The sequence below is a fragment of the Paracidobacterium acidisoli genome, from assembly GCF_003428625.2.
GTDB lineage: Bacteria > Acidobacteriota > Terriglobia > Terriglobales > Acidobacteriaceae > Paracidobacterium > Paracidobacterium acidisoli.
The window spans coordinates 104,367-128,536 of the sequence record NZ_QVQT02000008.1 but is presented as its reverse complement, the minus strand read 5'-3'; the positions used below and the strand labels follow the sequence as shown (position 1 = coordinate 128,536).

The 24,170-nt window shown below is 63.4% G+C and carries 28 protein-coding genes; 5 read left to right on the top strand and 23 right to left on the bottom strand.

What is annotated here, in order from left to right:
* Positions 1-107 precede the first annotated feature (107 nt).
* Entirely contained in the window at positions 108-308 is a 201-nt protein-coding gene (locus D0Y96_RS19300; RefSeq protein WP_117303337.1) for an allantoinase, read from the bottom strand.
* A 175-nt stretch (positions 309-483) separates the two neighbouring features.
* On the opposite strand from D0Y96_RS19300, the gene trxB reads away from it, so the two are divergent.
* A complete protein-coding gene (trxB, locus tag D0Y96_RS19295; protein WP_117303336.1) occupies positions 484-1,419 on the top strand; it encodes a thioredoxin-disulfide reductase in 936 nt (311 codons plus the stop codon).
* 188 nt (positions 1,420-1,607) lie between these two features.
* Complete coding sequence (locus tag D0Y96_RS19290; protein ID WP_252263959.1) at positions 1,608-1,907, top strand: hypothetical protein; 300 nt, start codon at positions 1,608-1,610, stop codon at positions 1,905-1,907.
* 42 nt (positions 1,908-1,949) lie between these two features.
* Here D0Y96_RS19290 and D0Y96_RS19285 read toward each other — a convergent pair whose 3' ends face one another.
* Genes D0Y96_RS19285 through D0Y96_RS19265 form a run of 5 tightly spaced genes read right to left on the bottom strand, consistent with a single transcriptional unit; the run spans position 1,950 to position 6,752 of the window.
* Positions 1,950-2,816, bottom strand: coding sequence for a DUF3108 domain-containing protein (locus D0Y96_RS19285; protein ID WP_252263958.1), 867 nt, complete (start codon positions 2,814-2,816; stop codon positions 1,950-1,952).
* Positions 2,817-2,850: 34 nt separating this feature from the next.
* Entirely contained in the window at positions 2,851-3,411 is a 561-nt protein-coding gene (locus D0Y96_RS19280; RefSeq protein ID WP_117303334.1) for a methyltransferase family protein, read from the bottom strand.
* Positions 3,411-4,487, bottom strand: a complete 1,077-nt coding sequence (locus D0Y96_RS19275; protein ID WP_252263957.1) for a glycosyltransferase family 9 protein — start codon at positions 4,485-4,487, stop codon at positions 3,411-3,413. Before D0Y96_RS19275 ends, D0Y96_RS19280 begins: the two co-directional genes overlap by 1 nt.
* Before the next feature lie 4 nt (positions 4,488-4,491).
* Positions 4,492-5,460 (bottom strand): tetraacyldisaccharide 4'-kinase, encoded by a 969-nt coding sequence (gene lpxK, locus D0Y96_RS19270; RefSeq protein ID WP_158562501.1) that lies wholly within the window; start codon positions 5,458-5,460, stop codon positions 4,492-4,494.
* Entirely contained in the window at positions 5,457-6,752 is a 1,296-nt protein-coding gene (locus D0Y96_RS19265; protein WP_117303330.1) for a 3-deoxy-D-manno-octulosonic acid transferase, read from the bottom strand. Before D0Y96_RS19265 ends, lpxK begins: the two co-directional genes overlap by 4 nt.
* A gap of 87 nt (positions 6,753-6,839) precedes the next feature.
* Between D0Y96_RS19265 and D0Y96_RS19260 the strand changes: the two genes are divergently transcribed.
* Both D0Y96_RS19260 and serB read left to right on the top strand, forming a co-directional pair.
* The gene (locus tag D0Y96_RS19260) at positions 6,840-7,484 is read left to right on the top strand and encodes a hypothetical protein (RefSeq protein ID WP_117303327.1); all 645 of its coding nucleotides are present in this window, start codon (positions 6,840-6,842) and stop codon (positions 7,482-7,484) included.
* A gap of 104 nt (positions 7,485-7,588) precedes the next feature.
* A complete protein-coding gene (serB, locus tag D0Y96_RS19255) occupies positions 7,589-8,815 on the top strand; it encodes a phosphoserine phosphatase SerB (RefSeq protein WP_117303325.1) in 1,227 nt (408 codons plus the stop codon).
* A gap of 91 nt (positions 8,816-8,906) precedes the next feature.
* Here the strand turns inward: serB and D0Y96_RS19250 are convergent, their stop codons facing one another.
* From D0Y96_RS19250 to D0Y96_RS19205, 10 genes are all read right to left on the bottom strand, one after another.
* Complete coding sequence (locus D0Y96_RS19250; RefSeq protein WP_117303323.1) at positions 8,907-10,202, bottom strand: Gfo/Idh/MocA family protein; 1,296 nt, start codon at positions 10,200-10,202, stop codon at positions 8,907-8,909.
* Between the two features lie 27 nt (positions 10,203-10,229).
* Positions 10,230-11,234, bottom strand: a complete 1,005-nt coding sequence (locus D0Y96_RS19245) for a sugar phosphate isomerase/epimerase family protein (protein ID WP_252263956.1) — start codon at positions 11,232-11,234, stop codon at positions 10,230-10,232.
* A 183-nt stretch (positions 11,235-11,417) separates the two neighbouring features.
* Positions 11,418-12,797, bottom strand: coding sequence for an FAD-containing oxidoreductase (locus tag D0Y96_RS19240; RefSeq protein ID WP_117303321.1), 1,380 nt, complete (start codon positions 12,795-12,797; stop codon positions 11,418-11,420).
* Positions 12,794-13,261 (bottom strand): DUF4126 family protein, encoded by a 468-nt coding sequence (locus D0Y96_RS19235; protein WP_199480485.1) that lies wholly within the window; start codon positions 13,259-13,261, stop codon positions 12,794-12,796. Before D0Y96_RS19235 ends, D0Y96_RS19240 begins: the two co-directional genes overlap by 4 nt.
* A gap of 88 nt (positions 13,262-13,349) precedes the next feature.
* Positions 13,350-14,030 (bottom strand): 7-carboxy-7-deazaguanine synthase QueE, encoded by a 681-nt coding sequence (locus D0Y96_RS19230; protein ID WP_117303481.1) that lies wholly within the window; start codon positions 14,028-14,030, stop codon positions 13,350-13,352.
* A 20-nt stretch (positions 14,031-14,050) separates the two neighbouring features.
* Positions 14,051-14,458 (bottom strand): type II toxin-antitoxin system VapC family toxin, encoded by a 408-nt coding sequence (locus tag D0Y96_RS19225; RefSeq protein ID WP_117303316.1) that lies wholly within the window; start codon positions 14,456-14,458, stop codon positions 14,051-14,053.
* On the bottom strand, positions 14,455-14,700 hold the full coding sequence (locus D0Y96_RS19220; RefSeq protein ID WP_117303313.1) for a hypothetical protein: 246 nt from the start codon (positions 14,698-14,700) through the stop codon (positions 14,455-14,457). Before D0Y96_RS19220 ends, D0Y96_RS19225 begins: the two co-directional genes overlap by 4 nt.
* A 32-nt stretch (positions 14,701-14,732) precedes the next feature.
* Positions 14,733-15,110, bottom strand: a complete 378-nt coding sequence (gene queD, locus D0Y96_RS19215; RefSeq protein ID WP_117303479.1) for a 6-carboxytetrahydropterin synthase QueD — start codon at positions 15,108-15,110, stop codon at positions 14,733-14,735.
* Between the two features lie 122 nt (positions 15,111-15,232).
* The gene (locus D0Y96_RS19210; protein WP_117303311.1) at positions 15,233-15,892 is read right to left on the bottom strand and encodes a YceH family protein; all 660 of its coding nucleotides are present in this window, start codon (positions 15,890-15,892) and stop codon (positions 15,233-15,235) included.
* A 32-nt stretch (positions 15,893-15,924) separates the two neighbouring features.
* Positions 15,925-16,362: a winged helix-turn-helix transcriptional regulator gene (locus D0Y96_RS19205; RefSeq protein WP_117303308.1), complete on the bottom strand. Its 438-nt coding sequence runs from the start codon at positions 16,360-16,362 to the stop codon at positions 15,925-15,927.
* Positions 16,363-16,462: 100 nt separating this feature from the next.
* Between D0Y96_RS19205 and D0Y96_RS19200 the strand changes: the two genes are divergently transcribed.
* Positions 16,463-16,912 (top strand): anthrone oxygenase family protein, encoded by a 450-nt coding sequence (locus D0Y96_RS19200; RefSeq protein ID WP_117303306.1) that lies wholly within the window; start codon positions 16,463-16,465, stop codon positions 16,910-16,912.
* Positions 16,913-17,007: 95 nt separating this feature from the next.
* On the opposite strand, the gene D0Y96_RS19195 is transcribed toward D0Y96_RS19200, so the two are convergent.
* The 7 genes from D0Y96_RS19195 to D0Y96_RS19165 all read right to left on the bottom strand — a co-directional run bounded on the left by D0Y96_RS19195 (position 17,008) and on the right by D0Y96_RS19165 (position 24,134).
* Positions 17,008-17,268, bottom strand: a complete 261-nt coding sequence (locus D0Y96_RS19195) for a hypothetical protein (RefSeq protein ID WP_117303304.1) — start codon at positions 17,266-17,268, stop codon at positions 17,008-17,010.
* A gap of 69 nt (positions 17,269-17,337) precedes the next feature.
* Complete coding sequence (gene yoaA / locus D0Y96_RS19190) at positions 17,338-19,344, bottom strand: DNA repair helicase YoaA (RefSeq protein WP_117303477.1); 2,007 nt, start codon at positions 19,342-19,344, stop codon at positions 17,338-17,340.
* A gap of 276 nt (positions 19,345-19,620) precedes the next feature.
* Positions 19,621-19,950 carry a BrnA antitoxin family protein gene (locus D0Y96_RS19185; RefSeq protein WP_117303302.1) on the bottom strand — a complete coding sequence of 110 codons (330 nt, stop codon included), beginning with the start codon at positions 19,948-19,950 and terminating at the stop codon, positions 19,621-19,623.
* Positions 19,931-20,203 (bottom strand): BrnT family toxin, encoded by a 273-nt coding sequence (locus D0Y96_RS20825; protein ID WP_117303300.1) that lies wholly within the window; start codon positions 20,201-20,203, stop codon positions 19,931-19,933. Before D0Y96_RS20825 ends, D0Y96_RS19185 begins: the two co-directional genes overlap by 20 nt.
* 39 nt (positions 20,204-20,242) lie before the next feature.
* Complete coding sequence (locus D0Y96_RS19175; RefSeq protein ID WP_117303297.1) at positions 20,243-21,451, bottom strand: hypothetical protein; 1,209 nt, start codon at positions 21,449-21,451, stop codon at positions 20,243-20,245.
* Positions 21,452-21,454: 3 nt separating this feature from the next.
* The gene (locus tag D0Y96_RS19170; RefSeq protein ID WP_117303295.1) at positions 21,455-22,609 is read right to left on the bottom strand and encodes a hypothetical protein; all 1,155 of its coding nucleotides are present in this window, start codon (positions 22,607-22,609) and stop codon (positions 21,455-21,457) included.
* 121 nt (positions 22,610-22,730) lie between these two features.
* A complete protein-coding gene (locus D0Y96_RS19165; protein ID WP_117303293.1) occupies positions 22,731-24,134 on the bottom strand; it encodes a tetratricopeptide repeat protein in 1,404 nt (467 codons plus the stop codon).
* Between the last annotated feature and the right edge of the window lie 36 nt (positions 24,135-24,170).

Sequence of the window (24,170 nt, the reverse complement as noted above, 5' to 3'; positions counted from 1 at the left end):
CACGGCAGAGCTGGCCCAAAAGCGGAAAGAGCGGGCCACGTTTGCTCGAAAACCATACAGCGGCCCGGCTGCGATGAAGCTTCCGCAGCTTCTGTCGAACGAGACCGTCAGATTTCAGGGAAGAAGTCGAAAAATGCGTCGATACTCTGCCGGAGCTGCGCCTCGATCTGCTCCCGTGTACCCTCCAGCAGATGCATCGTCACCCGCGCTGTATTGCCGTTCTTCAGCTCGATCGGAGCCTCCCCTACGCCGGCAATTTCATCGGCCGGAAGCAGCCGCATTCCGTAAACAAGAGTCAGATTCGCCATACCCAACATCTTATCTCCAGGATTTACGCAACATCTTATCTCCAGAATTATCGAAGAGCTTATTTCAGGGATTTATCGAAGAGCGTATCTCCCGGCCGGCGGAAGATCCGGTCCAGGCGCCTTTGCGGGCCGGAACGGCATGCCGCACAGGTACAATCAGAAAGATCGTTTTCCTATGTCCGACACCATTCGCGATACTGTCATTCTCGGCTCCGGCTGCGCCGGACTCACTGCCGCCATCTACGCCGCCCGCGCCAATCTGAAGCCGCTGGTCATCGAAGGCCATGAGCCGGGCGGTCAGCTCTCCATCACCACGCTGGTCGAGAACTTTCCCGGATGGCCCGAAGGCATCCAGGGACCGGAGCTGATCGAGAACATGCGCAAACAGGCGTCGCGCTTCGGCGCGGAGTTCCGTATGGGACACCTGACGCATGCCGAGCTCGGCAAACATCCCATCACGCTGCATCTCGGCCAGGAGGCGATCCACACACGCACGCTGATCATCGCCAGCGGAGCGTCGGCGCGCTGGCTGGGGCTGCCCTCCGAGCAGGCCCTGATCGGACACGGCGTCAGCTCCTGCGCCACCTGCGACGGCTTCTTCTTCTCCGGCCATGAGATCGCGGTGGTCGGCGGCGGCGACTCGGCCATGGAAGAGGCGCTCTTCCTGACCCGCTTCGCGACCAAGGTCACGCTGATCCACCGGCGCGAGCACTTCCGCGCCTCACGCATCATGCTCGACCGCGCCATCGCTCACCCGAAGATCACCTTCCTCGCCAACACCCTCATCGAAGAGGTGCTGGGCGTCGAGGAGAAGACGGTGAAGGGCGTGCGCGTGCGCAACGCGGTCACTGGCGAAGAGTCGATCCTGCCCGTTACCGGGCTCTTCCTCGGCATCGGCCACGAGCCCAATGCGAAGATGTTCACCGGACAGATCGATCTGGATGAAGACGGCTACGTGCAGACACAGAACCAGGTCTTTACCCGCGTTCCCGGCGTCTTTGCCTGCGGCGACGTGCAGGACCGCCGCTACCGCCAGGCGATCACCGCTGCTGGCTCGGGCTGCATGGCCGCGCTTGAAGTGGAGAAGTATCTCGAAGAGCACGGGAGATAAAGCAGCGAGTCAGCACAAAAGCGCTCAGGGATGAAGCGGTCAGGAGTGAAACGGCCAGCAGTGAGTAAAATCCGGCTGGCCGTTTTATGCCTGACTACTGGCAGCTTTCTCGCTGACCTCGAACCTTTTCCGTTTCTTCCGCGTCTCAATCATTGTACGATGCGTTCGCAACGGAGGAATTCCGGTACATGGGCTCACAGAGCGAACTTCCGCAGCCGTCATTCGAGTCATTCAGAGAACCCTCGCATCAGACCCCCGAAGAGCTTCTGGAAGAACAGCGCAGGCTTCGCCGCCTGCAGATGCTGATGAACATGGTGATGTCGGTCATCGGGCAGGATGTCAGCCTCACGGTCGAGGAGGCCTCGGAGATGATCGCCGGCACACGCAACGCGGCGCTCGCCATGTTTCCCGGCAAGGAGCTCGTCTGGGACCTGATCTACCGCCCGCGCCTGCAGCGGCTGATGCGCGAGCGCTATCGCATTCAATAAAAGATCTGCAGCCAAACCCTCCGGCGCGCCGGCCGGCTGCGGCTATTTGTCTTCAAGCGCGGTGAGCTGAAAGGTGATCGTGCCCCAGAAGAGACGAGCGCGCATCTGCACGGGAATGTGCCGGTCGTCATCCGTATACCAGATCCAGATATTGCCCCGGTTTTTGACCACGCCCGCATCCGCCGTCGGCTGCACGCGGATCGTCTGATACGTGCCGAGCGGCGTGTGCACCTGCTCGCGCCCTTCCATCTTCATGGTTACGGGGATGGTCCGCATGCCGTCGGCGACGGGAACCTGAAAGTTCTGCCCCACGGTCAGCGCCTGCGACGAGGGGTAGAAGATCGCCGAGAGCAGGTCGATCACGCAGGACGGGATGGACGCCTCCTGATGGCGGCTCGTGCCTCTCACCACATTCCTCTCGTTCTGGATCATTTTGTGCTGCTGATAATCGAACTTCAGGTCGGAGTTGACCTGCCTGCGCCCCTCCTGCAGCTGCTTCGAAAAGCCCGAGGAACAGCCCGTCTGGCGATCAAACGAGGACTGGAAGCGGTCGACGACGCGGAAGATGAGGTTGATGGCGCCCAGCGTGTCCGCCGTAGAGGTGACGTGCTCCTCATTGCCCTGCCCCTCGAGGTGCATCACCACCGTTCCGGCGGGAAAGACGCGCCAGTCCACCTGATAGGTGAGCGTCTGCCTCGCGGGAAAGCTGTATCCGGCACGCGGCTGAGGCAGCGAAGGCACCGGCTGCCTCGCCTGATTCTGCGCCGCCTGCGCAGGCGCCTGAGCCTGCTGAATAAGCGCCCTCAGCGATTGCCCCTGCAGCGACTGAGCCTGCAATACGGGCGTCTGCACGCCGGCCAGCAGAAGAATTCCAGGGAAAAGAAACAACAGTCCGCGATGCCAGATCAATCCAACCTCATGATTCGTGCAGATTTCTTTCCTTTTATGGATGCAGAAGAAGCAGCCGCAGCGCAAGGGCGATGTAAATCGCCGCAGCGCCTATCAGCGCATTGTACTCGCGGTGCTTCCAGTACAGGGCGGACGAAAACTCACCCGCCTCCGTCTGTCCGCTCTTTGCGGGCGTGATGCGGGGCAGAAGCCTCGGCACGCGCGTTGCATACGCGTCGAACTCGGGAAAGGCCGAGCGCAGAAACTCCTCTTCGCCACGGATCACCGGGATATAGATCACCGCGAAGAGAATCGCCAGCGCCACGGCGATCCAGATGCTGCGCGCCGCAAGGGCGAAGCCGAAAGCGATCGTCATCGACCCGAGGTACAGCGGATTCCGCGTGTACGCATACGGCCCGGTAACGGTCAGCTCCCGGTTCTTTTTGACGTATCCCGACGCATAGGCCCGCAGCAGAACTCCGGGAACCACGAGAGCCAGGCTCAGCGCCATGAAGAGCGGCGTGGGCCGCGCCAGCCACAGATACAGCCCCGCAAATACAAAGCCCATCGGCACGCGGATGCGCTTCGCGATTCTCTTCCAGCCCGTCGCGGCCATTACGGGGTCTCCTGCAGCAGCTCGAGCGCCGCATCGGCCACAGCTTCGGGCGTAATGGTCAGCAGGCCGGCCTCGGGCTCGACGCGGCGGGTATGATCGCGCACGCTCTCCGGATGACGCAGCACGCGAAAGGCGCAGCCGAACGGGCCGTTGCGGGCGGGATCGGTGGGACCGAAGATGCCCACCACCGGCCTGCCGAGCGCGCAGGCCAGATGCAGCGGACCGGTATCGCCCGCGATGACCAGCGAGGCGCGCCGCGTGACCGCGGTCAGCTCGGCGATGCTCATGGCCAGCGGCTGCACCGGGACCGGGCTCTGATACATTGCGCTGCTCTGTACGATCTCTTCGGCCAGCTTCTCTTCTCCTGAATGGGTTCCGGCGGCGCCAGCATTGATCACCACACCATAGCCCGCCTTCGCCAGAGTACTCGCAACCGCGCCGTAGCGCTCCGCCGGCCAGCGCTTCGCGCCCCACCCCGCGCCGGGGCTGATCAGCACGAATGGCTGCGCGAGCCGCGCTGCGCGCTCGTCGGCATCGGCATCATGCGGCAGATACGGAAGCATCACCGGAAGCCGCTCCCGGAGGATCGCGTTCACCACCTCGAGCGACTGCTCGATCACATGAACGCCGCTGGTGGCCACGCGCTGCTGAAAGAGCCACTTCGCAATGGGCTCGCGCGGCGCCGCCTCGCCGATGACTTTGCCGGTGCGCGCCCAGCGCGCGATCATCGCCGAACGCACCGCCCCCTGCAGATCGACGGCCACGTCATACTGCGCCTCGCGCAGCTCGCGGCGCACACGGCGGATATCGCCAAGCGTAGCCGGACTGAGCGGTGACTTTGCCCAGCGCTTGGCGGGAACGATGTGAACCCGGTCCACCAGCGGCATTGCCGGCGTGCCCGGCCGCGCCTCGCCTGTGCCGAAGAGCTCGCGCCACTGCGGCTCGATCGCCCAGCCGAGAAACCATCCCGGATGCGCCTCACGCAGCGCCGTGACGGCAGGAAGCGAATGAAGGATGTCGCCCATGGCGCCGAGGCGCACGATGAGCACGCGATACTGCTTTTTGACTGGCGGCAAACTGTTATTTTCTCACAGCCTGGCGAAGCAGCAGATCGACCGCCGCGGCCTCGTCGTCGAGATGCACGGTAAGCGGCGCGACGTACAGCGGAGCGGCCGACTCCAGCCGGCTGCGCAGCGCGGCGGGCAGGCGCACGCCGTCCTTTTCCGTGGTGACAAAGGCCTTCGCCCGATGCTGGCGCTGCCATTCGATCAGCTTCGTGATATCGTCGCGGGTCCAGCGGTGATGATCGCGAAACGACAGCGCGGCGCACAGCTCGATGCCGGCCGAGCGCAGCGCGGCGAAGAACTCCTCGGGCCGCGCGATGCCGCAGAAGGCCACCGCCCGCTGTACAGGCGGAGCCTCCAGCCGCCGCTGCATGAACCAGACAGGCTGCGTCAGCCTGCGCCGCCGCAGCTCCGCTTCGAGGCCGCGGTCCTCTTCACGCAGCACCAGGACGGAGGCGCGCTGCAGCGCGCTCAGCGGCTCACGCAGACGCCCGGCCGGCAGCAGAGACTGCGCAAAATCGCTGCGGTGCAGCACGACGATATCCAGATCGCGCCGCAGCTGACGGTGCTGAAAGCCGTCGTCGAGCAGGTGAAGCCCCGGCTCGGCAGCGCCGCGCTCCGCCAGCAGCCCGGCTTCAAAGCGCTTTGCGGCCACGTAGACCGGCACATGCGCAGCACGTGCGATCAGCAGCGGCTCATCGCCGAAGCGCTCCGCGGAGCCGTTCTCATCCACGCGCTCCACCGCGGCCGAGCTGCGCCCATAGCCCCGCGACAGCACATCCACGTCCACTCCGCGGTGGCACAGCAGCTGCGCCAGACGGATCACCAGCGGCGTCTTGCCCGATCCGCCGACGGAGAGATTGCCCACACTCACTACCGGCCAGCGCAGGCGCTTTGCGCGCAGCCAGCCCCGGTCATACGCCGCGCTCTTTGCAGCCGCGGCCGCGGCATACAGCGGCACCAGCGGATACAGCAGGCGGCTCAAGCCCCGGCCTCCGCAGGCTGCGCCTTCAGCACCAGCGCCGTCAGCGCATCGGCGGCCCGCGCCGTTGCGCCCGCCTCGCTCTCGAAGACCTGCCTGGCCCGCGCCCCCAGCGACTGCGCGAAGGATGCATCTTCGAGCAGGCGAGCCAGTGTCTGCCGCAGCTCTTCGGGCCGGGTCACGCAGATCGCGTCGTGCTCCCACAGCTTTGCCACGATGCCGCGGAAGTTCTCGCAGCTCGGACCCATCACCACCGGCACGCCGAACTGCGCGGGCTCGAGCGGATTGTGGCCGCCCGCGCTCACCAGGCTGCCGCCGACAAAGGCCACCGCAGCCAGCGCATAAAGAGACGCAAGCTCACCGATCGAGTCGAGCAGAAAGATGGTGCCCGCAGGAACCGGCCCGGGAGCCTCCATCCATTGCGAGCGGCGCAGCCACGGAATGTCCTGCGCGCTCAGCAGCTGCGCGACCGCTTCGAAGCGCTCCGGATGACGCGGCGCCAGCACCATCACCGTCTCCGTCGGCAGCGCGCCGGAAGAGATTGCATCGAGCAGCATGCGCTCTTCGCCTTCGAGCGTCGATCCGCAGATTAGCAGCTTCGCGCCCGGCGGCAGATGCTCTCGGAGAGCCGCCGTCACCGCCGCGGGCTTCGCGGTACGGATGTCGTACTTGAGATTGCCGCCGAGCTCTGCGCGGGCCGCTCCCAGCGCCCGCAGACGCTCCACATCGAGCTCGCTCTGCGCCAGCACCAGCGACAGTCCGCTCAGCAGAGGACGCCAGAGGAATCGCAGCCGCTGGTAGCGCGGCCACGAGCGATCGGAGATGCGGGCGTTCACCACGACGACAGGCACACCGGCTCTGCGGCACTCGACCAGCATGCGCGGCCAGAACTCCGTCTCCAGCAGCACGAGCATGCGCGGCTGCAGAGCGCGAAGGTACGCGCGTGCGGCGAAGGCGAAATCCAGCGGGAAATAAAAGACGTTCTCTTCGCCGAAGCGCTCGCGGGCCAGCCGCTGACCGGTGCGCGTGGTGGTCGAGACGACGATGCGCCAGCCTGGAAGGCGCTCGCCCAGCTCGGCGATCATGCGGCCGGCGGCCAGCACCTCACCGACCGAGACGGCATGCACCCAGACCACCGGCTCTGCCCGCGGCGCGGCGCGCAGCCGGCGCGGCACGCGGCCCAGTCGCTCCGGCAGACCCTCCCGGTACTTCCCGCTGGTGGCCATGCGAAAGAGCCACCACGGCGACCCGGCCACCAGTACCACCGTCAGTGCCAGGCTGTAGAGAACCCACATCCGCTTACGAATCCTTTTTTGCGCCGGTCTTAAACGAAAGACGCTTTACCCAGGTCTTAACCGAAGATGATACTTGTCAGAACAGTCATGCGCTCACGCTCTCTGTTCGTTATCGCCCTGCTCTGCCTTATGGCAACCGTCCCGCTCCGTGCCGACGACCGGCCCGCGCCGCCTCCGGCAAAGGATGCAATGGCGTGGCCGGCCCTCGACAATCATAAAGACGAACAGGTGGTCATCGCGGCCGAGCCCTTCGACACGGCGGAGAAGTGCAGAATCTTTCGCGTGGATTATCTGAAGTATCACTTCATGCCCATCCGCATCATCGTCACCAACAACAGCGACCGCCCTATCTCGCTGTCGGATGCGCGCATCAATTTCTTCAGCTCGGCGAACGACAAAATCCTCGCCGCGGAGCCCGACGACGTCGACCGCCGCGTCTCGCTCAAAGACAAAAAGGGGCACGATATCCCCATCGGCCCGGTGAGGCTGCACACGAAGGGCAAAAACACCGACAACAAGATCGAGCAGGACTTCGACGAGTTCGAATACTCGGCGCTGGCCGTCGAGCCGCACACCACGCACTCCGGGTTCCTCTTCTACGATATGGACGGCCTCGGCAGCACTCCGCTGCGCGGCGCAAAGCTGGTGCTGCGGGAGCTGCGCGACGCCGACGGCAAAGAGCTCTTCTATTTCGAAATTCCTTTCAATAAATATCTGAACGCGCAGCACTGATCGCGCCGCGGTGACGTCTGTGCCGATTCGCAGAGATGGCCGTCTGCGCAGCGCCGGGCCTGCGCCGCCACTGTTACCCTTGAAGACGAGACCCCTTACGAACAATGAGCGAAACGATTCTGCTTCACTTCTCCGGCCAGGACCGCCACGGCATCACCGCCGAGCTGACCGCGCTGCTGGCCGAATGCAGCGCCTGTATTCTCGACATCGGCCAGGCCGTGGTGCATGAGACCCTGGCGCTGGGCCTGCTGGCCGAGTTCCCCGAGGGAACCTCCTGCGCGGCCTCGCTCGAAAAGCTGAAGGCGCGCTGCGTAACGCTGGGGCTGCAGCTTCGGCACTCTCCCGTGGACGCGGCGGCGCTCGACCGCTGGATCGCGGCACAGGGAAAGGACCGTTACCACATCACCGTTCTGGGCCGCGTCATCAGCGCGCAGCATCTGGCCCGCGTCAGCTCGATCATTGCGGAGCATGACATGAACATCGACCGCATCGAGCGGCTCTCCGGACGCCTTTCGCTCGCCGCGCCCGCGCCGCACACCAATGCCTGCGTCGAGCTGCACATCAGCGGCCAGCTCCGCTCGGAGAGCGGCATGCGCGCCAGCTTTCTGAGCGCCGCGAGCGATCTCTCCATCGATATCGCCTTTCAGCGAGAGAGCATCTTCCGCCGCAACCGCCGCCTCTTCGCCTTCGACATGGACTCGACCCTGATCCAGGGCGAGGTGATCGACGAGCTGGCGAAGCTTGCCGGCGTTGCCGATCAGGTGGTGAAGATCACCGAGTCGGCCATGCGCGGCGAAATCGAGTTCAAAGAGAGCTTCAGCCGCCGCGTCGGCCTGCTGAAAGGGTTGCCGGAAGAGCGCGTTTACGAGCTGCTGGGGAAGATCCCGCTCGTTGACGGCGCCGAGCGCCTGATCCGCACGCTGAAGCTGCTCGGCTACAAGACCGCGATCCTCTCCGGCGGCTTCAACTTCTTCGCGCGCCATCTGCAGCAGCGGCTCGGCATCGACTACATCTTTGCCAATGAGCTGGAGATCGTCGACGGAGCCGTTACCGGCCGTGTCATCGGCACCGTCGTCGACGGGCCGCGCAAGGCCGCGCTGCTGGAAGAGATCGCCGCACGCGAAAAGATCTCGCTCGAACAGGCCGTGGCCGTGGGCGACGGAGCCAATGACCTGCCCATGCTCAGCCTGGCCGGCATGGGCATCGCCTTCCGCGCCAAGCCGGTGGTGCGCCAGCGAGCCGACCATTCGCTCTCGCAGCTCGGGCTCGACAGCCTGCTCTACCTCATCGGCGTGCGCGACCGCGATCTGGATGGCCTCGAGGCCCTATAAGGCGAGTTGACAGTCGACAGTCACCGGCTCTCAGTAAAGACACGCACCTGCTTCAACACTGAGGACTGGCGACTGACCATAGGGAACTGCCCTATGTAAACCGGCTCAGGTCCATGTTCAGTCGATACTCTTCGCCGTGCACCAGCAGCTCGTCCCATGCCACTTCGTGCTTCTGCGCGGCAGCCATGCGGCCCAGCATGGCGCTGCGCGCGCTTTCGACGCCGGCTGCGATCTGGTTGTGGAACCGTCCGGAGACGATGCTCTCGATAAATCCGCGATCCTTGTCGCGGTCGGCATCGGCCAGATTATCGGTGAAGGCCCCGTTCGCCGCGAATGCGCCGGGAGCCTTTGCCTGCGCGCTCTGATCGGAGCCGCCTTCCGCCTGGCCGCTCCACGTCCAGGCATTTTCACCGATGATGCGCAGCGGTCCGGAGTACGGGGCTTCGGCGACGCCTTTCGCTCCGAAGACGCGCACCGACACATCGAACCAGTTGTCCGCGTCGAACTGCGTGGATGAAAAGCTCACCCGCACATCGCCGGCATACGTATAGACCACCTGATAGTTGTCCGAGATGTCCCCGGCATGCGAGAGGACGTTCCGCCCGCATCGCGCCACGGCGCTCAGCGGATGCGCGCCGAGAACCCAGTTGCAGATATCGATGACGTGAATGTCCTGCTCGACGAGAATGTCTCCCGAGAGCACGCGGTCCCACAGCCAGTCGCGCAGCCGCACCTCGTCGGCGCTCATGCCGGTGCGCTCCGGATACGCCGACGGCGGCGCGTTGTAATGCGCGGCGATACAGGCGATCTTTCCCAGAGCGCCCTCGTGGATGCGCCGCACGATCTCGACATACGGCGGAGCGCTGCGGATCTGAAAACCCACATCGACGCTGACTTTGCCGCTGCGCTCCACGCGCTGCGCAATCTCGAGCGCCTGCTTCGTCTGCGCGATATCGACGCCCACCGGCTTCTCGCAGTAGGCGTGCTTTCCGCCGCGCACTATGGCGTCGAGGTGCTGCACGTGGAAGAACGGAGGCGTGGAGATCTGCACCGCGTCCACGTCCTGCGCCGCCGCCAGCTCCTCGAAGGCGCGCCAGCCGCGAAACATCAGCTTCCGATCCACGCCCGCATAGCCGAGCGTGCCGGCAAGCGCATCGAAGTGGGTTTTGCCCAGCTCGAGCTTGTCGGGAAAGATATCGGCCAGCGCCACGATGCGCGCGCTGGTGTTCTTCGCGAACGAGGTCGCGACGGTGGTGCCGCGGTTGCCGCAGCCCAGCAGCGCCAGCCGCACCGCCGAGTTCGCCTCATAGCCGAATGCCGTCTTCGGCTTCAGCAGCAGAAGGCCCGAAGCGGCTGCCGATCCTGAAAGAAACTGCCGTCTGTCCATTTTCGTTTCCCCTGGTCGCGCTTCCCTTTACGACTCGCCGCGCTGCACACGCGCGATGACGTTTTCCAGATACACCTTCTCCTGCTTCACATCGGCGATCAACTGCTCGGGCTGCGCTGTTTCACGCTCAATGGTGATGGCGCCGGTGTAGCCCAGCCGGTGCAGACGGCTGAAGACGGCCATGAAATCCACGCGTCCGGTGCCGATCAGCACCTCTTCGCCCAGCTTCATCGGATCGGTCGGCCAGCGTCCGTCCTTGGCATGCACGCTCCTCACATGCGGCCCCAGAATATCCATCGCATCCACCGGATTGGCCTTGCCGTAAAGAATCAGGTTCGCTGTGTCCATGCCCACGCCGAGATTCGGCAGATTGACATCCCTGATGGTGCGCGACATCGTCGTCGGCGTCTCCTGCCCGGTCTCCATCAGCAGATCCTGCCCGTTGCCCGCGCAGTGCTGCGCCACCTCGTGAATCGCAGCCACGGCCTCGTGATACAGAGGATCGCGCGGATCTTCCGGCAGAAAGCCGCAGTGCGTCTGCACCGCGGGAATGTTGAGCAGCTTTGCGAAGTCCGAGGTCTGCTTCAGCGCGTCCATTCTTGCCGTGCGCGTCGCGCGCGGCACCACGCCGATCGTCGACGGGCCATCGAGAAAATCCCATACCAGCGGACCGGGGCCAACTACCTCCGCCGCCGTCGCCACCAGCTCATACTTCTCGAGCAGGTCTTTCAGCTGTCGCGCCAGCGCGGGCGTGTATTTTCCCAGGTAACCGTCGAGCGAGAAGAAGCAGGTGGTGAAGCCCAGATTCTTCACACGCGCCAGCGTCTCTTCCGGTCCGTTCGACGGCTCGATCACCAGACCCAGGGCCATCGGCTTCACGGCAGCGGGCGCTTCGCCAGCGGCCTGCACGTCTTCAGGAGAGATCCATGTCGATCCACCGAGGGATGATCCGCCCAGTCTGTCGGCTGAAAAGGCGGCGGCCATCACCCCGGTCTGCACCACCGTCTGACTCAGAAACTCCCGTCGATTCATAAGGCTCCTTCACATGGCTGAGTGATCCAGAACGGAAGCCTATCAGAGATACGCGGCGCAGTGCTCCCCTGAAACTGCATCCTTTCAGGGAAGAACTTTTCATTGCGCGGGTCGAGGCGCACAGACCAAAACAACAGGGTGCACAGGGGGCACACCCCGAGACAGGAAAGACGGAAAAGGGATTTACCGGAGCGGTTTCAGATCGCCGAGCATGGTCGGGATCAGCTCCGAGACCGTGGGGTGAATGTGCACCGCGCGCTGCATCGTCGTATACGGCGCGCGCGCGTACATCAGATCGAGGACGCAGTGGATTGCCTCATCGCCGCCGGTACCGAGGATCGACGCGCCCAGGACCTGCTTCGTTTCGGCATCGACCAGGATCTTCATAAAGCCCTGCGACTCGCCCTTCTCAAGCGCACGCGCCACTTTGGTCATGGGCCGTGTGCCGATCAGTGCAGGCTTCCCTGTTTTGCGCACCTCGGCTTCGGTCATGCCGGCGCGGCCCAGAGGCGGGTCCATGTACACGGCGTAGGCGGGAAAGCGGTCGCTCACGCGGCGCGGATCATGGTCGAGCAGATTGGCGGCGACGATCTCGAAGTCGTTGTACGAGGTGTGCGTGAATGCGCCCCGGCCGTTGCAGTCACCCATCGCCCAGATGCCGGGCACGCTGGTGCGAAGCTGGTCGTCCACGCTGATGAAGCCGCGCTCGTTCATCTCCACGCCCGCCTTGTCGAGGCCGAGATCGTCGGTATTCGGACGCCGCCCCACCGCGAGCAGCACATGCGAGCCCACGACGGCGGGATCGCCCGTCTCGCAGCTCACACCTGCCGATACATCCTCTCCATGCGGCGCAAAATGGATGCACTCCGCATGCAGCCGGATGTGAATGCCTTCTTTTTCGAGAATCTCCTTCACCGCCGCCGAGACGTCTTCGTCCTCGCGCTGCAGCAGCCGCGGCCCCTTTTCGACGATCGTGACTTCACTGCCGAAGCGGCGAAACATCTGTCCGAACTCGATGCCGACATAGCTGCCGCCGATGACGACCAGATGACGCGGCAGCGTATCCAGATCCATCATGCTGACGTTGGTCAGGTACTTCACCTCATGCACGCCGGGCAGCTCGGGCACGGTGGCGCGCCCGCCCACGTTGAGGAAAATCTGCTCCGCCGACAGCAGCTCCGGCCCGACGCGTACCTCGTGCGCCGATTCAAACCGCGCATGCCCGTCATAGACGGTGCAGTTTTTCATGCCGCGCAGCCAGCCTTCCACGCTGTTGCGCGACCGCGCCACAATGCCGTCCTTGCGCGCCTTCACCGCCTTCATGTCGACGCTGACCGAGCCGCTCAGCGTCACGCCATACTCCGCGGCACGGCGCGCCACCTGCGCGGCGTAGGCGCTGGCGACCATGGCCTTGGTGGGGGTGCATCCGGTGTTTACGCATGTGCCGCCGAAGAGCCTGCGCTCGATCATGGCGACCCGGCGGCCGGCCTGGGTGAGACGGCCTGCAAGCGAGGGACCGGCCTGGCCGGCTCCGATAATGATGGCGTCGAATTTTGTGGTCATGGCAGATGCGACACGATAAGGAAACCGCCAATAATGGCAATCGCGTCTTCAAGCAGTGCGATGGGCAAATCTTTGCCGCCGGTTGCCTTGACCAGCCGCACTCTGCATGCATGGCCGCCCAGCGTGCCCGCCACCGCGCCGATTGCCCCCGCGATCAGCCCGCCGACCAGCATGTGCTGCGAAGCGCCCAGCGCCGCGCCGGAGAGCGCTCCGGTGATGATGCGGACAATAAACGACGGAGGAGCGGTGCGGCTCGGCGTCTTCGGCAGCTTGTCGTTGATCAGCTCGCCGACGGCCAGCACGGTGAAGATCCAGCGCGTGATCGGCGAAGCCAGAAAGTGCAGCGGCGTGCCCTCCAACGGCAGCCAGCTCAGCGCGGCGGCCCAGCACACGACGGCTGGAGCAGTGAGCGCACGGAGCCCGGCGATGACTCCAATCAGAAAAGCGAAGACCAGTAAAGACAACGGCAGCCTCTTTCCCTGCCGGACCAGACCAGCGTCCCGCGTCGCACCATCATACGATGGAATTTCCGAGTGTGGAGAAAAGAACCGGCTAAACGCCCTTCTTCTGCGGCTCCCAGATGTACTTGTGAATCTGCAGGCTCAGCCGGGCGTCGAGCCCGTCGGCCAGCATCCACTCCACCAGCTCGCGCGGGTCGAGCAGGGCGTTCGCGGTGCTTCGCTCGGGCGACGGCGTCTTTGAAAACGCCGGAGAGAACAGCACGCTGCCGGCCTTCGCCGCCAGATCGTGCTCGCGGACAAAGGCCCGCGCAAATTCGTAGTCCGGACGGCCCGCAATCACGAACTTTACCTCATCCCGCTTCGTGAGGTGATCGAGATTCGTCATGCGAAAGCTGCCGCCTTCGCCCGAACCGGGGCACTTTACGTCGACGATCTTGTGAACCGCCTTCGGCACGCGGTCGAGCGGGCGCTCTCCGCTGGTCTCGATCATCAGCTCATAGCCTGCCGCCAGCAGGCGCTCCATCAGCGGAACCAGTTCGCGCTCCTGCAGCATCGGCTCGCCGCCGGTAAACTCGATGAGCTTTACCGGAGCCAGCGCCTCCATCGCAGCGATCACTTCCTCGTCCGTCAGCCGGTGGCCGCCCGTGAAGGTGTACTCCGAGTCGCACCACGAGCAGCGCAGATTGCACCCGGCCAGCCGCACAAAGATGCAGGGCCGCCCGGCAAAGCTCGATTCGCCCTGAACGGATTTGTAGATTTCAATGAAGTGCATAATCACTACCAGCTACTCGATCAGAGAAGCGTTATCCCTGCCTGCCTGGATGCTGCGGCCAGGTTTGCGTCCAGCGTCGCGAGCGGCAGGTTGAGACGCAGGGCCAGCTCAAGATATACGGCGTCATACGCGGTTAACGAATAAGCCTGCATCAGCGGCATTAAAACAGACGAGCTGATATGGGGATAAACCGTATCTGTATGCAGCTCAAGGACGGCAAACATCCGCAAAGCAATTTTGAGATCGATTTCATTCAATCGCTGCTTACGAAAAGAACTTCCGAGGATGTTCGCCATTTCCACGTGCCATAAAGAGGGAACAAAAATGGCGCGCCGTCTCGCAAGCTTCAGAACTTCCAGCGATTCCGGCGACTGCTCGTCCTTAAAGCACCAGCTGAGCGCTGTGGAACTATCGAGTACAAAGCTCAAACTGCATGACCTTCATGAATGAACTCTCTCCAGCCACGTCTTTCCCGCCCGGAAGCCGAGGCTGCAGTCTTCATGTGCTCGATCAGGGCATCGATCGCCTGGGAACGCAAAATCGCTCTCTGTGAATCCTGAGCCAGCTGCTCTTCCATAAGCAGACCAGCGTACCTCGAAACGCTCATGCCGGCAGAGGCCGCGGCTTGTTCCAGCGCATTTTGCAGCTTGTCGCTGAGTTCAATCTGCATGGAAAACCTCCGGCGTCTCAGTATAAATGCGGTTACTCGTAATATGTCGCCGTCGTCGTATCGGTCTCGTAGATCGTGCAGTCCTTGACGCGCACACGCCCCTGCGTCATCTCGTGGAGCTGCTGGTTCGTCTCGTCATAAAAGAAGCGAGCCAGGTTCTCCGCCGAGGGGTTGATCTCCGTGAACGGCGCAAGGTCGTTGAGCATCTGGTGATCGATGCGCTCGATCACCGGACGCATGACCTGCTTCAGATCCTTGAAATCCAGCAGCAGCCCCGCCGCATCCAGCGTTTTGCCGCACAAGGTAATGCGGACCTTATAGTTATGTCCGTGCGGATTCTCGCACTTCCCCTTGTAATTGCGCAGGTAGTGCCCGGAAGAAAATCCGCCTTCGACTGTTACTTCGTACATGCCTGATATCGACTCTCTCGGACCCGTCTCGCAGACGATTCGGCCCTTTTCCCATTGTATCTTCGATGCGGATTCACCGGCTTCGGCGTCAATTTCAGGCCCGCTGCCGGCTGCTTCCAAACCTACGATTCCTGCCCGGTGAGCTTAGCCACCTGCTCCCTCAGCTCAGACACTTCTTCCCGCAGTCTCGCCACCTCATCTTCGAGTCGCATAAGGCGATCGCTCCCGGCCGAAGCCTCTCCGGCATTCATGGCCGAGGGCTGCGCCGCCTCTGCTGCATCGTCGATCTCTCCCGACAACAGGTGCATATAGCGAATCTCTTTCGTTCCCGGCTGGCGCGGGAGCGCCCTGGCCAGCGCCGGCTCGCGCTGCATCAGCCGTTGCAGGGTCGACAGCACGTCGTCGATCTCCGCAAAGCGATGCATCCGCTCGGTTCGCCCGCGCAGCTCGCCCGGCGTCTGCGGCCCGCGCAGCAGCAGCACGCAGATCACCGCCACCTCGCCGCGCGTGAAATTGAAGACCTCCTGCAGGTGATGCTCGTACTTCGTCACCCGGCTGTCGGAGCCGCGCCTGGGGCCAGCCAGCCTGTCGTCTTCCAGCCCATGCAGCGCCTGCAGAACCTCAGCCTCATCCAGATGCATCACCGGCTCGCGATTGTTCTTCTGGTTGCAGGCATTCACCAGCGCATTGAGCGAAAGAGGATAGTACTCAGGAGTCGTGATCTCCTTTTCCACCAGCGCGCCCAGCACCCGGGCCTCGACAGCATGCAGCAGTATGGTCATGGAATCCACTTTACCCGGAAACCGATGGCGGCTCACTCCCGGCTCGATGGTCCGCTCGCAGAGAGAGTCGGTGGCCGCGCCGTTTTTGCAGCGCGCGCAGCCGCCGCTCTTCGATCCGCTGATCCGGACATACGGCAGCTCCCGTTCATGATGCGAAGATGAGTGCGGCCCCAGGCGCAGATCATCTCCAGAACCGGCAGCAGCGTCATCCCGTACTTCGAGATCGAGTACCGGACACAGGGAGGAAGGCTCCTCTCCTGACGACGCACCAGAATTCCATCGCGCACCAGCTCCTGCAGGTGCCGGATCAGCATTCTCTCGGTCATGCCGGGAATGCTGCGGCGAAGCTCGCCGGTGCGCATCGGCCCCTCGGAAAGCCGCCACAGAATCGTGCCCTTCCAGCGCCCATCAATGACGGAGAGCATGGCGTCGATGGGACACTCTGAGAATTCTTTCTTCGAAACCGGCATCGAAAGAGCCTCTCAACTCAGGATGTACTGACATATTTGTCAGTACATCTCTTTGCGTCAGCATACACCCAGCCCGCGTCTCATCGGCAGGAGCAGATTCATGATGCACATTCTCAACATCGCGACCATTGTCAGTATCGGACTGCTGACCGGCACCGAGTTTGCCGTGTCCGCCTTTATCAATCCGGTTTTGTGGCAGATGGAAGACCGGTCTCAGGCCAGAGCTGTCAGCCTGTTTGCAAAGAAGCTCGGCACGGCCATGCCCTTCTGGTATGTGCTCAGCTTCCTGCTGCTCATCGCCGAAGCCGTTCTGCAGCGCCATGCATCCGGATTACCTCTGCTGATCGCAGCCGGCACGATCTGGGCAACGGTCATTCTGCTCACGCTGCTCTTTCTGGTCCCCATCAACAATCGCATGGGCAGACTGCAGGCGGATTCCTTTCCGGAAGAGGCGAAGCGCGAGCACCACAGATGGGACGCGATGCATCGCCTGCGCGTGGCCGCCCTGGGAGCGGCCCTGGTCTGCCTTCTTCTCGCGGCAGGCGTGTGAGCCTCCCCGTCCGACGCCGAAAACGCCTGCTCGCAGAGGGGTGACAGGCCTCGCCGTCTGTTACAGAACCGCGGCGTCGCAGGCCGGACAGCAGCTCAGAGGTGGCCGCGCCGTTTTTGCAGCGCGCGCAGCCGCCGCTCTTCGGTCCGCCGGTCCACCTGCTCGAACATCGCCGTCATTACGCCCATCAGCCCCACCAGCAGGCCCACCAGCGCCAGCAGCAGCGAGGTCGTCTTCCAGAGCGTGCCGTTGCCCGGCAAGCCGGGCTGCGTGCTGCTCGCCATAAACGACATGCCGAAGGAGATCAGGCCGAAGAACAGCAGCGTTCCCGCCAGGATGTAAAGGTTTCGTGCCACTCCTCATACTTTAAAACGGAACGGCCGTTTGCCGCTGCGATTCATTCCATCCGGCAAATTTCTGCCCGTTCAGCCGCGCCGGCTTCCGGCCGGCGGGTCTGCCGGTACAGGCGGCTGCGCAAAGAACGCCTCCACGTCGCGAATCTCCTGCGTGATGCGGTAGGGCGGCAGGCTGTCGAGAAAGACGCGCCCGTAGCGCTGCCGCTGCAGCCGGGGATCGAGCAGCATCAGCACGCCGCGGTCTTCGAGCGAGCGAATGAGCCGCCCAAAGCCCTGCTTCAGCGTGATCACCGCCGACGGCACCTGATATTCGAAGAACGGCGCGCCGCCCGCCTCCTCGATTGCGCGCATGCGCGCCTGCACCACCGGGTCGGAGGGCACGGCAAAGGGCAGCCGGTCGACGATGACGCAGCTCAGCGCCTCGCCCTGCACGTCCACGCCCTGCCAGAAGCTCGACGTGCCCAGCAGCACCGCGTTCGGCGTCGTGCGGAACTCCTCGAGCAGCGCCTTTTTCGGCGCCGTGCCCTGCAGCAGCAGCGGATAGCCCACCTCCATCAGCAGCCGCTCGTAGATGTCGCGCATCTGGGCGTAGCTGGTGAAGAGGCAGAAGGCGCGACCCCGCGTGATATCGAGCACGCGGCGGATGCGTTTGACGGCTTCGTCCTGAAAGTTGGCGTCGCGCGGGTCCGGCATCTCCGGCGGCAGATAGAGCAGCGCCTGCCGGCCGTACTGAAAGTGCGACGGCACCACCAGCTCCCGCGCATCGCGCAGGCCGAGCCTTTTCCGGATGTGCGCAAATCCGCCCTGCACCGTCAGCGTCGCCGACGTGAGCACCACGCTCGGAAAGTTCTCGAAGAGCAGATCCTCGAGCAGGCCGGAGACATCGATCGGTGTCGCCTGCAGATGCGTCGTCATGGTGCGCCCGCCGCGCCGCTCCAGCCAGAAGACGGTGTTCTTGTCCTCGGCCTCCATCAGAAACTTCAGCCGCTCGCGAATGTCGGCGGCCCGCTTCGCCAAGGGTTGCGCCTCTTCCACGCCGCGCACCCGGGCCAGCTCCGTCTCCATGCGGTGCAGCCCGTTCAGCACGCCCAGATACAGGTCGCCCTGCGTCTCCAGAAACTCTTCGCGGTTGGCAAACTGCATGCGGCCTTCGACTGGAGCTCCGCGTCCGGCAGTACCCGGCGCACCGCGCCCGGCAGCGCTCGAAGACTGCGAAGAAACGGGCAGGGCTCCGAAGAACAGCCTTGCGCGCTCACGCGTGGACTGCGCCGCTCCGATAGTCTCCGTCGTCAGCGCCTGCTTTGCCCGCAGCAGCGTCTCGATATCCCGCGCCAGCTCCTCAAAGCGCACATTGCTGAGGCTGATGCCGAAGTAGCTCGACGCCACATCCTCCAGCTCATGCGCCTCGTCAAAGATCACCGCGGCGGCCTCCGGCAGTATGCCCGCATCGGGAGCCGCCTTCGCCTGCTGTTTGATGGCCAGATCGGCGAAGAAGAGGTGATGATTCACGATCACCACATCGCTCTCCATCGCGCGGCGGCGCATTTCGGTGATGAAGCAGCGCTCGTAATCCGGACACGACTGCCCCAGGCAGGCTTCACTGCGCGCGTCGAGCTTGCTCCACAGGGCCGACGTCTCCGGCAGATCGTCGATCTCCACGCGGTCGCCGGTCTCGGTCGTCTTCTCCCACTCGGCGATCTTCTGATACTGCTCGATCTCTTCGAGCCCTGACAGAATCGGCTGGCTGCGCAGCGCAAAGAGCTTGTGGCGGCACAGATAATTGGCGCGGCCCTTCATATAGCAGACGCGCAGCGGCCCCAGCAGCGACTCGAGAAACGGAACGTCCTTATAGAAGAGCTGCTCCTGCAGGTTCTTCGTGCCCGTAGAGATGATCACCCGCTGCCCGGTGCGCGCGCAGGCCCGCAGCGCCGGCAGCAGATAGGCGAGCGTCTTGCCGGTTCCGGTGCCTGCCTCGACGATGAGGTGTTTGCTCTCGTTCAGAGCCCGCTCCACGGCCTGCGCCATCTCCAGCTGCCCCTTGCGAAACTCGTACGGCAGCTCGGAGCGCGACAGCATGCCGCCCGGCGCGAAGAAGTCATGGAGCGACGGGAGCGAGGAGGCGGTCTGGGTTGGAGTGGACACGCTTGGCGTTCTTTGGCTGGTAGTCCTCTTCAGGATATCCGGTGCGCGGTGAAAAAAGAGAAGTACGATGACCTGTATATCGGAAACTTACGGTCGGACGAGTGCAGGCTGCAGACAAGACGAAGGGAAACAAGATGGAATTGCCTGAAACAACAAATGTGTCGAAAGTACCGACGACTGCCTGGCTGGTGCCATCCATAGATGGACTATTTACTTTGCCGCTTTCTTCCGCCTTCCTTTCATCCATTCCCTTAATGCCTCGTCCATGCGCGTCTGCCACCCGCCGCCCGTAGACCGGAAATGTTCCACGATGTCATGCGAAAGGCGGATCGTGATCCGCTCTTTTGTCGGAGCCTTCTGCGGGCCCCGCTGTCCAGGCCGGCGGACGATCGTCGCCGCCTTCCAGTACGCCTCAACCGCCGCCTCGTCGTTCGGGTCGTACGGGCCGTCTTCGGGTTCCCAGGCAATCGGAGCATCCGCGCCGGACTCGCGCTTCACCCGCTCCCAGTCGGTCTGACTCTTAATTTTTGGCCGCCGCATACAATCTCCTTTCTCTTCGCGAGGCTCTGCGAAACGAGATGATCCGAATATCGTTTCCGCGCTCCGTGCAGACCACGCAAAGCAGGCTGCCGTGGACTTCGACCAGCGCCAGATCCATCCTCCGCTGTTCATCAGTCCGAGCCGAAAGCAGCATCAGCTTCTCCGGATGTTCGCAGACAAGGTAAGCATCCGCAAAGTCGAGCCCATGCTTCCTGAGACTGGCTTCCCGCTTTGCCTCGTCCCATTCGTACATTTGATTTAATTGTACATACTGGAAAAGCGGGAGCCGCTCTCAGCCGAGGCCCCATTTGAGCAGATCGCTCAGATCGGCGGGTGAACTCGATTCCGTCCCATGCGGCATGGCGGGAGCGATCAGCACTGCCTGGCCGTGACCTTCGAACCAGGCGAGAAAGACCGACTGATCCGCGCCGGGAAGCCGCTGCTGGTTGATCCAGTTGTAGTATGCGCCCATGTCCGCATCGACCAGCGAGCCGGCGGGATCGAGCCCGGCCTCGCTTTTGTCGTTCGACAGCAGCTCGTTCATCGGCCGCTGCCGCTGCCGCGGAGCAAAGCGCACCAGCAGCGTCAGCGCCTGCGCCCGCCGCAGGGCTTCGCGGGCCGTCCACTGCGCAAAGGTGGTGCTGAAGATCTGCGTTCCGGAGCCTTCGGTGAGCAGCTTTATCTGAAAGCGGTCGAGCACCGGGTCACCGGCCCTGCTCATGCCGAGATCTTCCGGCAGCCAGCGGGCCATATCGGTGCGCAGCTCCTCCGGCCCCATGCCGGGGCGGTGAATCTCGTCCTGCATCTTCCGCAGCAGCGCAGCGCGCACCGGGTCGATCGCCTCATAGGAGACGCTGGTCAGCAGAGGGCTGTGATCGGCCGCATGCCCGCCGTCGACGTACCAGTGGCCGTACGGCACGGGATGCGCTTTCGCCCGGGCAGCGGCGGCGTCCAGCAGGATGTTGAGCCCGTTGTCGGGCTTTACCTGCGAAAAGTACGTGCCGTAAGGGCGCAGGTTGCGGAACAGCGGCTGGTCGTATGAGGCTACGCCCTGTCCGATCACGGCGATCCCCAGACGGCGCACCGGAAGCTTCTCCGGCGGCGCGGCCGCCTGCAGACGGTTTCCGTACGCGGTCGCCGCTTTGCTGAAGGCGTCGAGCTGATGCGTCGACCACAGATATGCGGAGAGCTGTTCCATGAACTGGGCGGGCTGATTGATCCAGTCGAAACGTTCGAGCTTCGACGACAGCGACAGCTGCGTGAAGGGCTGCACCCAGCCGGCGAGCTGCGCCGGTGAGAGCGCGGTGAGGCAGGCCAGCTCCTGATCGATGGCCGCGCGCTCTGCCGGAAACCGGAAGTCGTAGTCGATGGCCTCGCGCAGCAGGCCAGGCAGCATGCTCAGCGGAAGCTGCTGCAGAACAGACAGGTGTGCCGTGATCAGCTTCCTCGCCTGGGGAGGATACCGGTCGAAGGATTCGGCTTTGAGATCGCGTGGCAGCATACGTTACACCAGCTCCGCGATCGGCTTTCCCTGAGAAAGCGAGGCGGAGAATCCCATCATCGCTCCCAGAGTGGGCACCAGATCGATCGACTGCATGGGCCGGTCGTAGATCACGCCTTCGCGCACACCCGCGCCCAGAGCCATCATCCACGTGGTCCGCGAAGCCGCGTCGCCGGTGCGATGGTGCTGAAATCCGTTTCCTCCCGCATCGTCGTCGCCGTCGCGTCCAAAGTCCGGCAGGATAAAGAGCGTCGTGTTGCCGGCATACTCGGGCTCGCTCTGTATCGTCTTCCATAATTCGCTGCAGAGACGGTCTGTGCGCCGGATGCCCTCCACATAAAGCGAATACGCGCCGGCATGGGCCACATCGATATCGTGCATGGTGATCCAGAGCAGGCTCGGCGCCTCAAGCTGCATCAGCCGCCGCACGATGTACATCGAGAGCTCGTCGGGGCTCGAGAGCGTTCGCGCATGCGCCCGGAAGTCGTCGACCGAAAGCTTCAGGATGCGCTCGAGCTGCTGCAGCTCAAATTCACCGCCGGCCAGCGAAGGCGTGTACAGAGGGCTCTCGTAATTATCGCGAAGCAGATGATCGTAATCGGTGCTGCCTCCGGACATGGCCGCGGTCAGCAGGTGCTTCGGCAGAATGACGCGCGCGCCCGTGCCCGGCCCAAAGGATCGGTCGTCGCTCTCACCGATCCGGTTGAACCCGTTGCTGGGCGCAACCACCCACGCGTCGGATGACGGACGGTGCAGATCCCTGCGGAAGTATTCGAAGACCGTGGGATGCTCCGGCGGCACAGCGGCAAAATTGTTGAGCGTCTCATAGACGCCCGTCGCCAGGCTGGCCGTCGCCACATAATGACCGAGAATCCCGTGATTCACCACCTGGGTAAAAAAGCTCGACTGCGGGACGAGCTCATGCAGCATATGCGGAATGTTCTCCTGGCCTGCGGGAGCAAAGGTCTCCTGATCGCGGGCTCCTCCGCCGAAGGTGACGACGATGATCTTCCGCTTCTTTGCCGCGGCCACACCACGAATCAGCGGACTGCCGCTCATCAGCGCGCTTCCCAGCGCCACGCCCGCCGCTCCGCGCAGAAAATCGCGACGGCTGCAGCTGAGCGCATGAGCCACCTCGCGCGGGCTGGCTGCCTCCATGCGAAGGGCCTTTGGAAAATCGTTGCTGCATAATGGCATCGTCAACTGAATCCGCCTTTACCTGTCCGCGCCGCTTTTCCCTGCGGCTTTTTCCGTCTTCCGCATTCCGCTCCTTCAACGGTCACGGATGCGCGGTGGGAGCATCCTTCGCTGAATACACAAACTCCTGAATATCGGCGGCCTCTTTGTCCGTCTCTGCCAGATGTTGCGCCCGCAGGGTCTTATAGAGCTGGAATTCACTCTGCGCCCGGTCTTTCTGCCCGGTACGGGCCCAGGCCTGTCCCAGGCGGTAATGCGCATCCGGAAGATTCTGGTTCAGCTTCAGCGCGCTCTCGTACTCGGGAATGGATTTGTCATATTCATGCTGGTCGAAGTAGAGATTGCCAAGCTGCAGGCGGGCATCGGAAGATGCCGGATCGAGTGCCGCCGACCTTTCAAGCAGAGACTGCACCTCCACGAGATCCGGATTCATACCCCCAGCCCGCTTTTCTCTCCACAGACTCATCGCGTAATCATACTGGGCCAGAGCATTGTGAGGCTGAAGCTCGGCATACCGCCGAAACACCCGGAGAACGTCCCCTGCCTGAGTGGGAGAGTTGTCATACACCTTCGAAAGAAAGAAGTAGCAGCGGGAATCGGACGGGTTCAGATCCGCTGCCGTCACCAGCGCCTTTACCGCTTCGTCGTATCTGCCGCGCCAGTACACAGCCACACCCAGACCGATCCACAGCCGGGGCGACTTCGGATAACGCCGCACAGCCTCCTGAAAGATCTGGATCGCCGGTTCATAGGTCCGGTGCAGAAGCAGCTCTCCTGCCCAGTTAAACAGGTTGTCTTCGCTCGGGTCCATGTGCGCTGCGGTCTCCAGCTCATTCGCCGCGTCGAGAAACTTTCCATCCTTCTCATCGATCTGGCCGAGCAGGGCGTGCAGCTCCGCGGCATTGTTCTGTTGTATGAGGCTTTGAACGAGCTGCCGCGCATCGGCGAGGTGGCCGGTCAGAAAACGGGCCTGCGCCAGATCGTACCCGTTGTCGTATGCCGTGGGACGAAGGTGCTGCGCCTGCTCCAGAAACGGCAGCGCCTCCGCCAGTTTGCCCGACTGAATATAGAACTCTCCGAGATTGTGATTCGCATCGTAATTCGACGGCTCAAGCTCCCGCGCCCTGCGGAACTGCTCGCCGGCCAGCGCAGAATTTCCCGCGCGCAGCAGACTCGCGGCCAGATTGGTCCTCGCCGCCGCCGAATCCGGTTTTAACCGGACAGCGGCCTGGAACTGCGCGACGGCCTTCGCATTCTGCGACTCCGAGGCGTAGACCTGTCCCAGAAGCTCGTGCACCTCGAAGCTGTTCGGCACCACCGGCAGCATCGCTTCGAGCTGCGCCGCCGCCTCGGGAAGATGACCGGCGTTGTACTGCGCAACCGCAGCCTCAAACTGCTGCTCCAGCTTCCGGCTTCGGCTGTCGCTTCTGTTGTTCTGAGCGGTCGCAGCGATTCCTGTGCAGACCAGGAGAGAACACAGCGTCATCAGCCGAAACCGCGGCCTTCGGCTCACCCATGCGCT

What these genes read in the sequence shown, in the direction of transcription:
- D0Y96_RS19300 (WP_117303337.1), bottom strand. Translation starts at nt 308, where the DNA reads ATGGCGAATCTGACTCTTGTTTACGGAATGCGGCTGCTTCCGGCCGAT.
- trxB (WP_117303336.1), top strand. Translation starts at nt 484, where the DNA reads ATGTCCGACACCATTCGCGATACTGTCATTCTCGGCTCCGGCTGCGCC.
- D0Y96_RS19290 (WP_252263959.1), top strand. Translation starts at nt 1,608, where the DNA reads ATGGGCTCACAGAGCGAACTTCCGCAGCCGTCATTCGAGTCATTCAGA.
- D0Y96_RS19280 (WP_117303334.1), bottom strand. Translation starts at nt 3,411, where the DNA reads ATGGCCGCGACGGGCTGGAAGAGAATCGCGAAGCGCATCCGCGTGCCG.
- D0Y96_RS19265 (WP_117303330.1), bottom strand. Translation starts at nt 6,752, where the DNA reads ATGTGGGTTCTCTACAGCCTGGCACTGACGGTGGTACTGGTGGCCGGG.
- D0Y96_RS19260 (WP_117303327.1), top strand. Translation starts at nt 6,840, where the DNA reads ATGCGCTCACGCTCTCTGTTCGTTATCGCCCTGCTCTGCCTTATGGCA.
- serB (WP_117303325.1), top strand. Translation starts at nt 7,589, where the DNA reads ATGAGCGAAACGATTCTGCTTCACTTCTCCGGCCAGGACCGCCACGGC.
- D0Y96_RS19250 (WP_117303323.1), bottom strand. Translation starts at nt 10,202, where the DNA reads ATGGACAGACGGCAGTTTCTTTCAGGATCGGCAGCCGCTTCGGGCCTT.
- D0Y96_RS19245 (WP_252263956.1), bottom strand. Translation starts at nt 11,234, where the DNA reads ATGAATCGACGGGAGTTTCTGAGTCAGACGGTGGTGCAGACCGGGGTG.
- D0Y96_RS19240 (WP_117303321.1), bottom strand. Translation starts at nt 12,797, where the DNA reads ATGACCACAAAATTCGACGCCATCATTATCGGAGCCGGCCAGGCCGGT.
- D0Y96_RS19230 (WP_117303481.1), bottom strand. Translation starts at nt 14,030, where the DNA reads ATGCACTTCATTGAAATCTACAAATCCGTTCAGGGCGAATCGAGCTTT.
- D0Y96_RS19220 (WP_117303313.1), bottom strand. Translation starts at nt 14,700, where the DNA reads ATGCAGATTGAACTCAGCGACAAGCTGCAAAATGCGCTGGAACAAGCC.
- queD (WP_117303479.1), bottom strand. Translation starts at nt 15,110, where the DNA reads ATGTACGAAGTAACAGTCGAAGGCGGATTTTCTTCCGGGCACTACCTG.
- D0Y96_RS19210 (WP_117303311.1), bottom strand. Translation starts at nt 15,892, where the DNA reads ATGACCATACTGCTGCATGCTGTCGAGGCCCGGGTGCTGGGCGCGCTG.
- D0Y96_RS19205 (WP_117303308.1), bottom strand. Translation starts at nt 16,362, where the DNA reads ATGCCGGTTTCGAAGAAAGAATTCTCAGAGTGTCCCATCGACGCCATG.
- D0Y96_RS19200 (WP_117303306.1), top strand. Translation starts at nt 16,463, where the DNA reads ATGATGCACATTCTCAACATCGCGACCATTGTCAGTATCGGACTGCTG.
- yoaA (WP_117303477.1), bottom strand. Translation starts at nt 19,344, where the DNA reads ATGCTGTCGCGCTCCGAGCTGCCGTACGAGTTTCGCAAGGGGCAGCTG.
- D0Y96_RS19185 (WP_117303302.1), bottom strand. Translation starts at nt 19,950, where the DNA reads ATGCGGCGGCCAAAAATTAAGAGTCAGACCGACTGGGAGCGGGTGAAG.
- D0Y96_RS20825 (WP_117303300.1), bottom strand. Translation starts at nt 20,203, where the DNA reads ATGTACGAATGGGACGAGGCAAAGCGGGAAGCCAGTCTCAGGAAGCAT.
- D0Y96_RS19175 (WP_117303297.1), bottom strand. Translation starts at nt 21,451, where the DNA reads ATGCTGCCACGCGATCTCAAAGCCGAATCCTTCGACCGGTATCCTCCC.
- D0Y96_RS19170 (WP_117303295.1), bottom strand. Translation starts at nt 22,609, where the DNA reads ATGGAGGCAGCCAGCCCGCGCGAGGTGGCTCATGCGCTCAGCTGCAGC.
- D0Y96_RS19165 (WP_117303293.1), bottom strand. Translation starts at nt 24,134, where the DNA reads ATGACGCTGTGTTCTCTCCTGGTCTGCACAGGAATCGCTGCGACCGCT.